This window comes from Meridianimarinicoccus marinus, from assembly GCF_040689105.1.
Classification (GTDB): Bacteria; Pseudomonadota; Alphaproteobacteria; order Rhodobacterales; family Rhodobacteraceae; genus Meridianimarinicoccus; species Meridianimarinicoccus marinus.
Genome location: NZ_JBFBVU010000032.1, coordinates 24,213 through 36,127, shown reverse-complemented (window position 1 = coordinate 36,127; position 11,915 = coordinate 24,213). Strand labels below are relative to the sequence as shown.

10 protein-coding genes and 1 pseudogene are annotated in these 11,915 nt (G+C 64.3%); 8 read left to right on the top strand and 3 right to left on the bottom strand.

Features of this window, described 5'->3' with window-relative positions; genetic code table 11:
- On the top strand, positions 1-252 hold a 252-nt coding region (locus tag AB0T83_RS17675; protein WP_366194550.1), incomplete at its 5' end, for an integrase core domain-containing protein.
- Here the strand turns inward: AB0T83_RS17675 and trbB are convergent.
- A complete protein-coding gene (gene trbB / locus AB0T83_RS17670) occupies positions 227-1,105 on the bottom strand; it encodes a P-type conjugative transfer ATPase TrbB (RefSeq protein ID WP_366194548.1) in 879 nt (292 codons plus the stop codon). The two genes, AB0T83_RS17675 and trbB, sit on opposite strands and share 26 nt — an antisense overlap.
- A gap of 214 nt (positions 1,106-1,319) precedes the next feature.
- On the opposite strand from trbB, the gene AB0T83_RS17665 reads away from it, so the two are divergent.
- Both AB0T83_RS17665 and AB0T83_RS17660 read left to right on the top strand, forming a co-directional pair.
- Complete coding sequence (locus AB0T83_RS17665) at positions 1,320-1,733, top strand: antitoxin Xre/MbcA/ParS toxin-binding domain-containing protein (protein ID WP_366194547.1); 414 nt, start codon at positions 1,320-1,322, stop codon at positions 1,731-1,733.
- Positions 1,730-2,455, top strand: coding sequence for an RES family NAD+ phosphorylase (locus tag AB0T83_RS17660; RefSeq protein ID WP_366194546.1), 726 nt, complete (start codon positions 1,730-1,732; stop codon positions 2,453-2,455). Before AB0T83_RS17665 ends, AB0T83_RS17660 begins: the two co-directional genes overlap by 4 nt.
- Here the strand turns inward: AB0T83_RS17660 and AB0T83_RS17655 are convergent.
- Positions 2,413-2,933: pseudogene (locus AB0T83_RS17655) on the bottom strand (DUF932 domain-containing protein); the annotation flags it as partial. The gene AB0T83_RS17660 and the pseudogene AB0T83_RS17655 sit on opposite strands and share 43 nt — an antisense overlap.
- A gap of 385 nt (positions 2,934-3,318) precedes the next feature.
- On the opposite strand from AB0T83_RS17655, the gene AB0T83_RS17650 reads away from it, so the two are divergent.
- Positions 3,319-4,635, top strand: a complete 1,317-nt coding sequence (locus tag AB0T83_RS17650; protein ID WP_366194545.1) for a tyrosine-type recombinase/integrase — start codon at positions 3,319-3,321, stop codon at positions 4,633-4,635.
- Between the two features lie 225 nt (positions 4,636-4,860).
- Positions 4,861-6,054: a DUF932 domain-containing protein gene (locus AB0T83_RS17645; protein WP_366194544.1), complete on the top strand. Its 1,194-nt coding sequence runs from the start codon at positions 4,861-4,863 to the stop codon at positions 6,052-6,054.
- Between the two features lie 265 nt (positions 6,055-6,319).
- Here AB0T83_RS17645 and AB0T83_RS17640 read toward each other — a convergent pair whose 3' ends face one another.
- On the bottom strand, positions 6,320-7,030 hold the full coding sequence (locus AB0T83_RS17640) for a hypothetical protein (RefSeq protein WP_366194543.1): 711 nt from the start codon (positions 7,028-7,030) through the stop codon (positions 6,320-6,322).
- Between the two features lie 363 nt (positions 7,031-7,393).
- On the opposite strand from AB0T83_RS17640, the gene AB0T83_RS17635 reads away from it, so the two are divergent.
- From AB0T83_RS17635 to AB0T83_RS17625, 3 genes are all read left to right on the top strand, one after another.
- Positions 7,394-9,514 (top strand): ParB/RepB/Spo0J family partition protein, encoded by a 2,121-nt coding sequence (locus AB0T83_RS17635; RefSeq protein ID WP_366194542.1) that lies wholly within the window; start codon positions 7,394-7,396, stop codon positions 9,512-9,514.
- Between the two features lie 100 nt (positions 9,515-9,614).
- On the top strand, positions 9,615-10,658 hold the full coding sequence (locus tag AB0T83_RS17630; protein WP_366194541.1) for a DUF7146 domain-containing protein: 1,044 nt from the start codon (positions 9,615-9,617) through the stop codon (positions 10,656-10,658).
- 251 nt (positions 10,659-10,909) lie between these two features.
- Positions 10,910-11,836: a DUF2493 domain-containing protein gene (locus tag AB0T83_RS17625; RefSeq protein ID WP_366194540.1), complete on the top strand. Its 927-nt coding sequence runs from the start codon at positions 10,910-10,912 to the stop codon at positions 11,834-11,836.
- The last annotated feature ends 79 nt before the right edge of the window (positions 11,837-11,915 follow it).

The window sequence follows — 11,915 nt, the reverse complement described above, 5'->3', positions numbered from 1 at the left end:
CTACGCTGCACTGCAAAGATCAGACATGGCCGCGTAACTAAGACAAATCAGCCTCCGGCAAACCCGGTGCGGTTCACCTTCGTCAAAACACTCAAACGCGACTACGTTCGTATCAATCCGCTGCCCGATGCCAAAACCGTTCTGAGATTGATAGGAGATTGGATCGAAGATTATAACGACAACCACCCACACAGCGGCCTGAAATGGCGCTCGCCCCGCGAGTTCATCAGGGCCAAAACCGAAACCGCTTAGGTGTCCGGTGAAACGGGGGCTGGATCACCTCCTGGATGAGTTGCTCCATCCGGCGCAGCGCGCCGAGGGCGGAGCCCGCATGGATGGTCCCGATGCCGCCCGGATGGCCCGTGCCCCAGGCCTTTAAGAGGTCCAGCGCTTCGGCCCCGCGCACCTCGCCGATGGAATGCGGTCCGGGCGCGGTCGGAGCGAGGAGCGAGGAGCGAGGAGCGAGGAGCGAGGAGCGAACGAGATCGGAGAGAGAGGCGACCCCGTCCATGGTGCGCAGGGCGACAAGGTTCGGTGCCGTGCATTGCAACTCGCGCGTGTCCTCGATGATCACGACGCGGTCGGACGATCCGGCCACTTCCGCCAGGAGCGCATTGGTCAGGGTCGTCTTGCCGGTCGAGGTCCCGCCCGCCACGAGGATATTGGCCCGCGCGGCAACACCTTCCCGCAACAGAACCGCCTGAGCCTCCGTCATGATCCCGGAAGCTTCGTAATCGGCCAGGATGAAGACCGCGACAGCGGGTTTGCGGATCGCGCAACAGGGCGCGGTGACCACGGGCGGCAGGAGCCCCTCGAAGCGTTCCCCGGTCTCGGGCAGTTCGGCCGAGACGCGCGGGCGCGCGGCATGGACTTCGGCCCCGACGTGATGTGCGTCGAGCCGCTCGCCATCGGCGGGCGACAGGGTGGCGCCGGTATCGGAGAGCCCCTCGGACAGCCGGTCGATCCAGAGCCGCCCGTCGGGATCGAGCATGACCTCGGCGGTCATCGGGTCTTCCAGAAAGCCGGCGATGGCAGGCCCGAGCGCCGTGCGCAGCATTCGCGCGCCACGTGCCATCGCTTCCGGTTTCCGAGCTGCCTCTGCCATGCTGTCCCCGTTCCGTGAGGCACCGCCGACGGGCGGCCCTGGATCGGGTCCATCAAGAAAACCGGAAACCGGCTGCGCTCAACAGCTCTTCAAGGGGCGTAGGGCTCTGGCGCGAAAAGACAGGGAAAAAGGGCGGGAGGCGACCAACGCACACCGCATGACCCACCTTGCCTTTTGGCACATATTGCCTATATTGATGCCAAAGGAGACAGCCATGCAGTTCGCCACGGTTCAGCCCGTCCTCGCCCGCACCGATCTTCCCATCATCACAGACGAGGAGGCGGCGGCACTGGCGCGCACCACCGTCAACCTGTTCCGGGCCTGGGAGCTGACGGATGCCGAGGCCCGCACATTGCTGGGCGACATGGCGCAACGGACCTGGGCGCGGTGGAAGACCGGCGATATCGGCCGGATCGACCGCGACCTGCGCGCGCGCATGGCGATCCTGATGGGGATCCACAAGGCGCTGCGCTATTTCTTCGCCGACCCTGCCCGCGGCTATGCCTGGATCCGCAAACCGAACGCCGCCTTCGCAGGCCGAAGCGCGCTGGACGTCATGCTCCGGGGCGAGATCACCGACCTGATCGACCTGCGCGCCTATCTCGATGCCGAACGGGGTGCCTGGTGAATGCGCCTGTCCGCCGCGTGACCTGGCCGCGCACGGTCCGCATCATCCGCTCGATCCACCCGCCCATCGACCTTTTCGAGGACATCGCCGATCCGGCCGACTGGGAGGCGCTGGCCTCGGCCGAGGCCAAGTTCAACCCGCGCATCCGCGAGAGCATCGGCGATCTCTCCAAGGTCCCAGTGGCCCGCCGCGTGACCGGCCACGGCGCAAGCTGGGTCATGGCGCCATTCGTGCATTGCTCGCCGCTCAGGCCCGGACGGTTCTCGGACGGTAGCTTCGGCCTCTACTACGCCGGCGACCGCTCCGAGGTGGCGATCGCCGAGACCGTCCATCACCACGCCCGCTTCATGCGCGCCACCGACGAGGCCCCGGGCTGGACCTCGCAGTTCCGCGAGTTGATCGGGTCGATCGACACCGACCTCGACGACGCCACGGGTCACGCCGACCTGCTAAATCCCGACGACTACCGCCCCTCGCAACTCTTCGGAGCAGAGCGCCGAGCAGCCGGGTCGAACGGCCTCACCTGGCCCAGCGTGCGCTTTCCCGAGGGCCGGTGCATCGCCGTCTTCTGGCCCGACGTGATCCCGATCCCGACCCAAGGGGCGCATTTCGCGTACCACTGGGATGGGGAGCGGGTAGATTACGTCAAACGGCAGGATGATGGCGAGGTGTGGCGGGTGCCCGCGATCCGCTGCACGGCGGAGACCAGTTCGTGGTCGTAGATGCGCCGTAGTCGGGCCCGGTCACGGCGCGCAGTTCGGTGCGGCCATCCGCGACTTTAATGGTCTTGATCTGCTCGGCCCGGTGGTTGGTCAGCCCGTATTGCAAGTTGATCCCGGCGAGCGGCGCGGGCAATTGCCGCAGATAGGCCGCGGGCGCGCTGACGAGGCTCGAGAGCTGGCCGAAGGACCTATGCGTAGGCGCGATCGGCTCATCCGCGCCAGGCAAGACCAGCCCAAGATTCTCCGGGTTGTCGCGATGCGCCTCGACCCGGATCGCCGCACTCTCCACCGTGCGCGTCCGGCTGCGCTCCACCCGGCCTTTGACCGAGGCAAAGCGATCGTCGAGCGACAGATACCGCTCGTCATCCGGCCGCGAGAACCACTCGGACGACACGCGGTCCACGTTCTCGCCCCGCGATACATCCACCCTACAGCCGCTGTTCATGTCTCGCCCGGCATCGATAAGCTCGGTATTCATTGGAAAACCTCCGCGACGGGCGCCGGAGGCCTCTCCTCCAGCGTTCAACCCGTAACGGCCTTCCCTGCCCGCCTCAGACTCGCAAGACGGTGCAATACAGAGACCATTTCGACAGCGTCGAAGACAGCATTTCTGAGGGATTTGGGGGGAAGTGGCGCACCTGAGAGGATTCGAACCTCTGGCCTCTGCCTTCGGAGGCGCTATTGACACCTTTTCTAATTGCGCGATAGAGCGCGACGGAGCACGATAAGATACTGAATATATTTGTATTTCCGTTTCGCTGTTCCGAAGCTTCTATCCAGAAACAGGTCGCAGCTTTCGCCCGTGTGCTTACGTAGTGCTTACGTGAGAAGGCTGCCGGCCGATCGGAAAGGTCTGAATTCGGATGGCAAAACTTACGAAACGTTTCGTCGATGCGGTCGAGATACGCGACAAAGACTATGTCGTATGGGATGATGAGTTGCCTGGCTTCGGGCTGCGCGTATTCGCCTCAGGAAAACGCAGCTACGTGATACAGTATCGTGCAGCCGGTCGCTCGCGGCGCTACGCGATCGGCCTTCATGGAGTCTGGACGCCCGAGACCGCCCGAAGGGAAGCGATGGCGCAGCTCGGCCAGGTCGCCCGCGGTGAGAACCCTGCCGAGAACCGGCAGCTCGACCGCAAAGCGATGACCGTAAAGGAACTGGCCGAGCAATACGTCAAAGCCATGGAAGCCGGGCTAATCATGGGCAAAGGCGGACGCCCAAAGCGACCGTCCACGATTTATACGAACATCGGTGCTTTGAACGGACACATCATCCCCCTGATCGGCCAACGCCGCGTGCGTGACCTCACCAAGGCCGACGTGACGAAGATGATGAACGACGTGATTGCCGGGAAAACGCGTGCTGTCAAAAAGACTGGCAAGAAGCGAGGTGTTTCTATTCTGCGCGGCGGTCGTGGAACGGCGAGCAAATGCGTCGGCCTGACAGGCTCGATGCTTACTTATGCAATTAACATCGGGATCATCGAACACAACGTCGCCCATGGTATTCGAAAGCCAAAAGATCAGGTGCGAGATCGGCGTTTGAGCGATGACGAATACCGCGAGCTTGGCAAGATGCTTCGCGAGGCTGGCGAGGACCATGAACTCGCTCCTACAATCGCTATCACACGGCTTCTCGCGCTCACCGGCTGTCGACGCGGCGAGGTACTTGGCCTGAAATGGAGCGAAGTCGATTTTGAGAACAGCTGCCTGCGACTTGCGGACTCAAAGGAAGGTGCATCGACAAGACCGATCGGACTACCTGTCATCGAATTGCTCGAAGACCGCCGAAAGACGGTTTCTGGCGACTACGTTTTTCCTGGGACACGAGCGTCACAGACCTTTGGAAGTTTTCCAAACCATTGGAACAGGATATTTGGCGGACGCAGGATTCCCGACTTCACCGCCCACATTCTTCGGCATAGCTTCGCCAGCACGGCGAATGATCTTGGCTTCACAGAAAGCACAATTGCTGCCCTCGTCGGCCATTCGACGGGATCGATTACGAGCAAGTACATCCACTCGGTTGACAGCGTCCTCATCATTGCTGCGGATACAATTGCAGGCTATATCCAAGGCCTCCTTGACGGCGTCGAGTTCAGACACACCGCCTACGCTCTGGATCGAGCTGCACGACGCGAGGCCCTATCGCGGTTCATAGCGCAATCAAGCGCTTAGAACGGTTTCTATGCTCACCCAGACAAAGATAGCTTCCAGACTGGCCGAGCTGACTGTGGAGGAGAAGTCAGAGCGAGAATTTCGACGCGTGTGCTATCCGTCGCGTTGAGGTCTCTGGATTCTCAACGATGGCGTAAAAAAAGAGCAAGAGTTCGGCGGCTTTCGCCGTGACGGGTTTGGAGGTCGAGAGAGAGGCTTTCGGCCGCCCGTCGCGGGAGAAAACCCATGAATACCGAGATTATCGATGCCGGGCGTGACATCAGCGGCGGCTACAAGGTGGATGTGTCGCGCGGCACGAATGTGGACCGGGTGTCGTCCGAGTGGTTCTCGCGGCCAGATGACGAGCGGTATCTGTCGCTCGACGATCTCTTCGCCTCGGCCAAGGGCCGGGCGGAGCGGAGCCGGACGCGCACGGTGGAGAGCGCGGCGATCCGGGTCGAGGCGCATCGCGACAACCCGGAAAAGCTGGGGCTTGTCCTTCCCGGCGCAGATGAGCCCATCGCGCCGACGCATTGGTCTTTCGGCCAGATCTCGAGCCTCGTCGGTGCGCCCGCGGCGTATCTGCGGCAACTGCCCGCGCCGCTGGCAGGGATCAACCTCCAGTACGGTCTGACCAACCACCGGGCGGAGCAGATCAAGACCATGGAGGTCGCGGATGGCCGCACCGAACTGCGTGCCGTGACCGGCCCCGACTATGGCCGGATCTACGACCATGAACTGGTCTCCGCCGTGCAGCGGATCGCGGGCAACGGCATTGGCGACACGCGTTGGAAGGTGCCGGGCGTGCTCGACTGGTCGACCGGCATCTACAACCCGCGCGTGGACGTCACGAAGGAGACGACGACGCTCTACACCTCCGACCGCGACGTGTTCTTGTTCCTCGTCGATGACCTCAACCCGATCGAGGCGGGGCTGCTGCCCGACGGCACACCCGACCTCTATTTCCGTGGGTTCTACTGCTGGAATTCGGAGGTGGGGGCGAAGACGCTCGGTATCGCCAGTTTCTACCTGCGCGCCGTCTGCCAGAACCGCAACCTGTGGGGCGTCGAGGACTTCCAGGAGATCACGATCCGGCACTCGAAATACGCCGCGTCCCGCTTCGCTCACGAGGCCGCCCCGGCGCTCAGCAGTTTCGCCGAGTCCTCGCCCGCACCCTTCATCGACGGCATCCGCGCAGCGCGGGAGAAGATCGTCGCACGGTCGGACGAGGACCGGCAGGACTTTCTCCGCAAGCGCGGGTTCTCGAAGGCGGAGACGGGGCGGATCGTCGAGACGGTCCTGGCCGAGGAAGGCCGCCCGCCCGAGAGTGTCTTCGACTTCGTGCAGGGGATCACGGCGGTCGCCCGGTCGAAGCCGCAGCAGGATGCGCGGCTGGTGATGGAGGGGAAGGCGAAGGGGTTGTTGGAGAAGGTGGCCTAGTCAATTGCACTAAGGGCGGCTCACTGCCAGAGCCGCCCAATCGGTCAGATTTCTTTGGAGCGAGTGGGCCATTTGCGGTTCTCAAGTCCGCGCCAGGCGGCGCGCCTGAGCCCGCATATTCATGCGCCAGCGATGATCGCTCGGCGTACTAGGAAAGATCAAGAGACCCTTCGTCGTGTGCATGGCGAGGTGGCGGCTGCGGTGTTCGACACATGCGACGTCAAGACCGGCCTGTTCGCAGAGGCGCAGGCATTCACGCTTGTACTTAGACATCACCGTCCTCCTGGTCCTCTACGATATCGCCGGCCTTCTTGGTCGGTTCAGTCGACAACAGATCGTCCAGGTTCAGGCTCTCGATCGCCTCCTTGCGCTCGCGCTCGAGTTCAAGAAGCTTGTCGTGCGCGAAGGTGCGAGCGCGCTCCAAGCCGATTTCATCCTTGAGCTCCTGAATCCATGCACTGTCCTCCGGATCCATAGACTCGAGCTCATGATCGATCAGGTGCTCAGTTTCGCCCAAGAGCTCCCACGCGCGAAGACCGCCAGCAAACACCAAAGCTGCCTTCTTCGTCGGGATGTCCCGCGCCAGAACCTCTCCAATGGTCACGCCGGCTTCATCAACCTTGAACCGCACGATTGAGTAGCGGTCGCCATCCTTGACGACCTTGGGCCGAGCGGCGTCGCGCTTGGCGTCCCTGATCTGCCGAAAGTACTTGTTTGAATAGTAGGCAGCCAGGGTGGCGCGCTTGGCGTAGTCAGGAAAGGAGCCGCTCTTCATCCAGCCAGCGACGGTGGACTCGCCAACACCCAGAAACTCACCGAAAGCCTTCTGGCTGAGAAATGCATCCCGGACAAACTGAACCATTTCCTTCTCGCCAAGCGCTTCGTCGGCGATCTTCGCGATTGCGCGGTACGAGCTACCCGGCGCTTCGTCATCCGAACCCGCCATCAGCTCCTTGTGCTCATCAAACCACTTCATAGGGCATCCCTCCAAAAATTTCGAAGTTCGATGATGGTGAACTTCATCTGGCGATGTTCATATGAGGTCAGGGTGCGCTTTGTCAAGTCGGAGCCTGCGCTTTTTGCAGTTGGGGCGGCTATGGAGTTCATTTTTTGCGCTCTTCTGGCATTTTCTTTGGGTGAGGCGAAGCACAGCTCTGAGAGAATTCAAATTATGAAGTGCGTCGGTGGCCGTCTTCACACCTGAAGGTGGTGAGTGGCAGAAGGGCGCCTGCGTTCTGTGCTTCATCATTTTGGAGAGCGAGAGGGGTGCCGGGTTTTCGGTGACGGGTTTGAAGGTCTGGAGAGAGGCTCCCGGCTGGCCCGTCGCGGAGATATCCCGATGACCAAGCAACAGAAGATCACCCTCAGCGCCTCGCGCGACATTCCCTTTAACAAGCTGATGCTCTCCCAGTCCAACGTGCGTCACGTCAAGGCGGGCGTGTCGATCGAGGAACTGGCCGAGGACATCGCGCGGCGGACGCTGCTCAGCTCCATCACCGTGCGGCCCGTACTTGACGACAGCGGCGCCGAGACCGGCATGTACACGATCCCCGCCGGCGGGCGGCGGTTCCGGGCGCTGGAACTGCTCGTCAAACAGAAGCGCATGAACAAGACCGCGCTGGTGCCCTGCATCATACGCACAGACGGGCTCGCAGAGGAGGACAGCCTCGCCGAGAACGTCCAGCGCGCGCCGCTGCACCCGCTCGACCAGTTCCGCGCCTTCCAGGCGATGCGCGAGAAGGGCCGCACCGAGGAGGAGATCGCCGCGGCCTTTTTCGTCTCGGCCAGCGTGGTCAAGCAGCGGCTGAAGCTCGCCGCGGTCGCGCCGTCGCTGCTCGACGCCTATGCCGAGGAGGAGATGACCCTCGACCAGCTCATGGCCTTCACGGTCAATCCCGATCACGCGCGGCAGGAGCAGGTCTGGGAGGCCTTGCAGCGGCACTGTTCCCGGCAGCCCTACGAAATCCGCCGCATGCTTACGGAGGGTGCGGTGCGGGCCTCCGACAAGCGGGCGCAGTTCGTCGGGCTCGACGACTACGTCGAGGCCGGGGGCGAAATCCTGCGCGACCTTTTCCAGCAGGACGACGGCGGCTGGCTGCAGGATGCCGCCCTGCTCGACGTCATGGTACGCGAGAAACTCGCCGAAGAGGCCCAGGGGGTGCGGGCCGAGGGCTGGAAGTGGGTCGAGGTCGACACCGAGTTCCCCTATGGCCACACTTTCGGGATGCGCCGCGTCCATGGCGAGGCGGTGCCGATGAGCGACGAGGAAGCCGCCAGCTACCAGGTGCTGAAGGCCGAATACGACGCGCTCGAGGCCGAGCATGCGGAGGCCGACGAGCTGCCCGACGATGTCGATGCCCGGTTAGGCGAGATCGAGGAGGCGATGGAGGCCCTCGAGGCGCGTCCGTTCCGGTACGAGGCCGACGACCTCGCGCTGGCCGGGGCTTTCGTCAGCATCGACAGCTCCGGGCGGCTGCGGGTCGAGCGGGGCTACGTGCGGCCCGAAGACGAGCCGGTCGAGGAGGTGGAGGACGTCGGCGAGGTCGAACCGGAAGCGGTACCAGTTGAGGACTCCGACGACACCGTCACGTCCACCACGGACGACGACGAAGAGGACGACGGCCTCAAACCGCTCTCCGACCGCCTCGTCATGGAACTGACGGCCCATCGGACCCTGGCGCTGCGCAATGCGCTGGCCCAGGACCCGCAGGTTGCCTTCCTCGCGGCCCTGCACGCGATGGTTTTGCGGCTCTTCTACCGCTACGCCGTCGACAGCTGCGTCGAGATCGAACCGCGCAACGCCGCCTTCGGATCGCAGGTGCCGGGTCTCGGCGACACGGCCTATGCGCAGGCCATCGACCAGCGCCACGAGACCTGGGCGCGGAACCTGCCGAAAGCGCCCGAGGACCTCTGGGAGGCACTGACCGAGTTCGACAGCTGCAGCCGCGAGGCGCTCTTCGCCCATTGCGTGGCGATGAGCGTTAACGCCGTCCACGACCCCTACCAGCGCCGTCCCCGCGCCATCGCGCATGCGGATGTGCTGGCCGGGACCGTCGGGCTCGACATGGCCAAGGCGGGCTGGACGGCCACGGGTGACAGCTACCTCGGCCGCGTGACCAAGGCACGCATCCTCGAGGCCGTGCGCGAAGCGAAGGGCGAGGACGCCGCTGACCGGATCGCGGGGCTGAAGAAATCGGAGATGGTGACCGCTGCAGAGGACCTGCTCTCCGGCACCGGGTGGCTGCCCGAACCGCTGCGCACGCCGCCGCTGCCGGAAGAGGACGCGCCTGAGATCGAGTTGATCGACGACGCCGATGGAGGACCTTCGGACGACGATCCCGACACCGGCGAAGCGCAATCGGCGGAAGACGGCGGCGAACCGGCTATCGCAGACTCCGAGCCTTTGAGCGAAGATGATCCCGTCGCCGGTGACGCCTTCGCCCGAACTGCCGCCGAGTGACCTTCGAGCAGGTCGGAGCTCCTTCCCCCCGAGTTCCGGCAGCCGGGGTCCGCCAGAAATGGCGGGCCCCTTTTTCTATCCACGAAAGGAGGCACAAAGCATGCACAGCCCCGCCGCCGACATCGCCCGCCGCCTTGCCGAGGACGCCGAGACCGTCTGCCGTCACTACCTTACGAACGGGCGCAAACAGGGCCGCTACTGGATCGTTGGCGATGTGCAGAATACGCCGGGCCGCAGCCTCTACGTTCGGCTGACCGGTCCGAACTCCGGCCTTGGTGCGGCTGGCAAGTGGACCGATTCCGCAACCGGGCAGCATGGGGACCTTCTGGACCTGATCGCCCTGAACATGGGGATCACCACGCTGAGGGACACGCTGGACGAAGCGCGCCGGTTCCTCAGCCTGCCGCAGACGGACAGGCACCGCGCCGCCAATCCGCCAGCATCTCGCGGTTCACCCGAGGCGGCGCGGCGGCTCTGGGCCATGGGCCAGCCGATGTCGGGCACCTTGGCCGAACGCTATCTCGCCGGACGCGGCCTCACCGGGTTGGGCCATCTCGACAGTCTCCGGTTTCACCCGAACTGCTTCTACTCGCGCAAGGATCACGCGCTGACAGACCCGCCTGAGGCCTGGCCCGCCCTGCTCGCCAAGGTGACGGCCCTCGATGGACGCCTCACCGGCCTGCACCGCACCTGGCTTGACCCCGCCTCTGCGGACAAGGCCCCGGTCATTCCACCGCGCAAGGCCATGGGCAATCTCCTCGGCCATGGTGTTCGCATCGGCAAACCGGTCAGCGTGCTGGCCGCAGGCGAAGGGCTGGAGACCATGCTCTCCCTGCATCTGGCCCTGCCGAAGCTTCCTGTCGTGGCGGCTTTGTCCGCCAACCATCTCGCAGCCCTGCAGCTGCCCGCCGATCTTCGCCGCCTCTACATTGCCGTCGATGCCGATCCGGCAGGCCTGTCCGCCGCGGACCAACTGGCGCATCGGGCCATTGGGGCCGGGATCGATACCGTCCATCTCTCCCCCTGTCTCGGCGATTTCAATGACGATCTGCGGGCCAATGGCCGCGACGCGTTGCGCGCGCATCTGCGTCCGCAACTGGCGCCCGAGGATGCCTTGACTTTCCTCGACCACGCCGAGGATTGATCGGGATCGGCGCAGCCGGCCAGCGCCTCCGCGATCAGAGCCACGCCTTCCGGCCTTCCGAGAGCGGGCAAAACGGAGCAGAGCCCGGACGCGCCCGCAACGGCCACGGCCGTCCTCCGCTGCGCTCCGGTTCCACCCCATCGCGCGGGCGCGACGGGGACCCCTGAGAATGCAGACCCGTCCGGCCCCCGCTTTTCCGTTGCCCGGGAAGGCCGCGAGAGGCGCGGGCTTCGACAAACGGAGACGACATCATGACCGACACACATCTTCAAACCCGATCTTCCACCGCCGTTGTGCTCGAGGAACTGCAGCTCTACGGCTGGCGCCCCTTCACGGACGAGCCCGATCCCCGCCCCTTGCCGGAACCCGACGCCATTCGCACCGCCGTCGCCGACATCTTCGACGCGCTCGTCTCGACGCTGTCCGACACGCGGTTGGAGCCCGACCTCGAAGATCTGCTCTGGTCCACCACGAACCTGTTTCACCGCATGGCGACACGGACAGGCCGGGATCTCGACAGCAACGAACAGGCGCAGAAACGGGCGCAGCGCGAACAGGACGGCTCCGAGGTCCGCTCGGTCGAACTGGAAACCCTGATCGCGGAGGGCATCACGCTGATCGAGCGGCGCAATGCCTTTGAGGCCATGCGCGATCTCGCCGCCGAGGGCTTCGAGGCGCATCTCGGCCAGAACTGGCACCCGCGCACGGGTAGCCACGTGAACCGCCGCACCCTGACCGCCTCGTTGATCGACAGCCGCGATCATCTCACTGCGAAGCGCCGGGCCGATCTTGAACCGCTGCTGCCGCAAGGCACCAAGATCGCCTTCACCGGCGGGCTCGACTACAACGATCACGCGGCCATCTGGGCGGCCCTCGACCGCGTCCACGCGAAACACGCCGACATGGTCCTGTTGCACGGCGGCGCCCCGCGCGGGGCCGAACGTATCGCCGCCGCTTGGGCCGACAAGCGCAGCGTGACGCAGATCGTCTTCAAGCCCGACTGGACGCGGCACGGCAAATCGGCCCCCTTCAAGCGCAACGACCAGTTGCTTGACACCCTGCCCATCGGGCTCATCGTCTTCCCGGGCTCGGGTATCACCGAAAATCTCGCCGACAAGGCCCGCGCGATGGGCATTCCCCTCTTTGACTTCCGGCCGAAAGCCGCCCCACCGACATGACCGGATTTCCGCCGACGCCTGCCCGGACTCTCCCCGAGCAGGCCGTTTTCTGCTATGATCCGCCCGTGCCAGTGGAGGA

Bases quoted from the DNA above. Each gene is read 5' to 3' on its own strand.
- AB0T83_RS17650 (WP_366194545.1), top strand. From the start codon at position 3,319: ATGGCAAAACTTACGAAACGTTTCGTCGATGCGGTCGAGATACGCGAC.
- AB0T83_RS17645 (WP_366194544.1), top strand. From the start codon at position 4,861: ATGAATACCGAGATTATCGATGCCGGGCGTGACATCAGCGGCGGCTAC.
- AB0T83_RS17665 (WP_366194547.1), top strand. From the start codon at position 1,320: ATGCAGTTCGCCACGGTTCAGCCCGTCCTCGCCCGCACCGATCTTCCC.
- AB0T83_RS17625 (WP_366194540.1), top strand. From the start codon at position 10,910: ATGACCGACACACATCTTCAAACCCGATCTTCCACCGCCGTTGTGCTC.
- AB0T83_RS17640 (WP_366194543.1), bottom strand. From the start codon at position 7,030: ATGAAGTGGTTTGATGAGCACAAGGAGCTGATGGCGGGTTCGGATGAC.
- AB0T83_RS17630 (WP_366194541.1), top strand. From the start codon at position 9,615: ATGCACAGCCCCGCCGCCGACATCGCCCGCCGCCTTGCCGAGGACGCC.
- AB0T83_RS17635 (WP_366194542.1), top strand. From the start codon at position 7,394: ATGACCAAGCAACAGAAGATCACCCTCAGCGCCTCGCGCGACATTCCC.
- trbB (WP_366194548.1), bottom strand. From the start codon at position 1,105: ATGGCAGAGGCAGCTCGGAAACCGGAAGCGATGGCACGTGGCGCGCGA.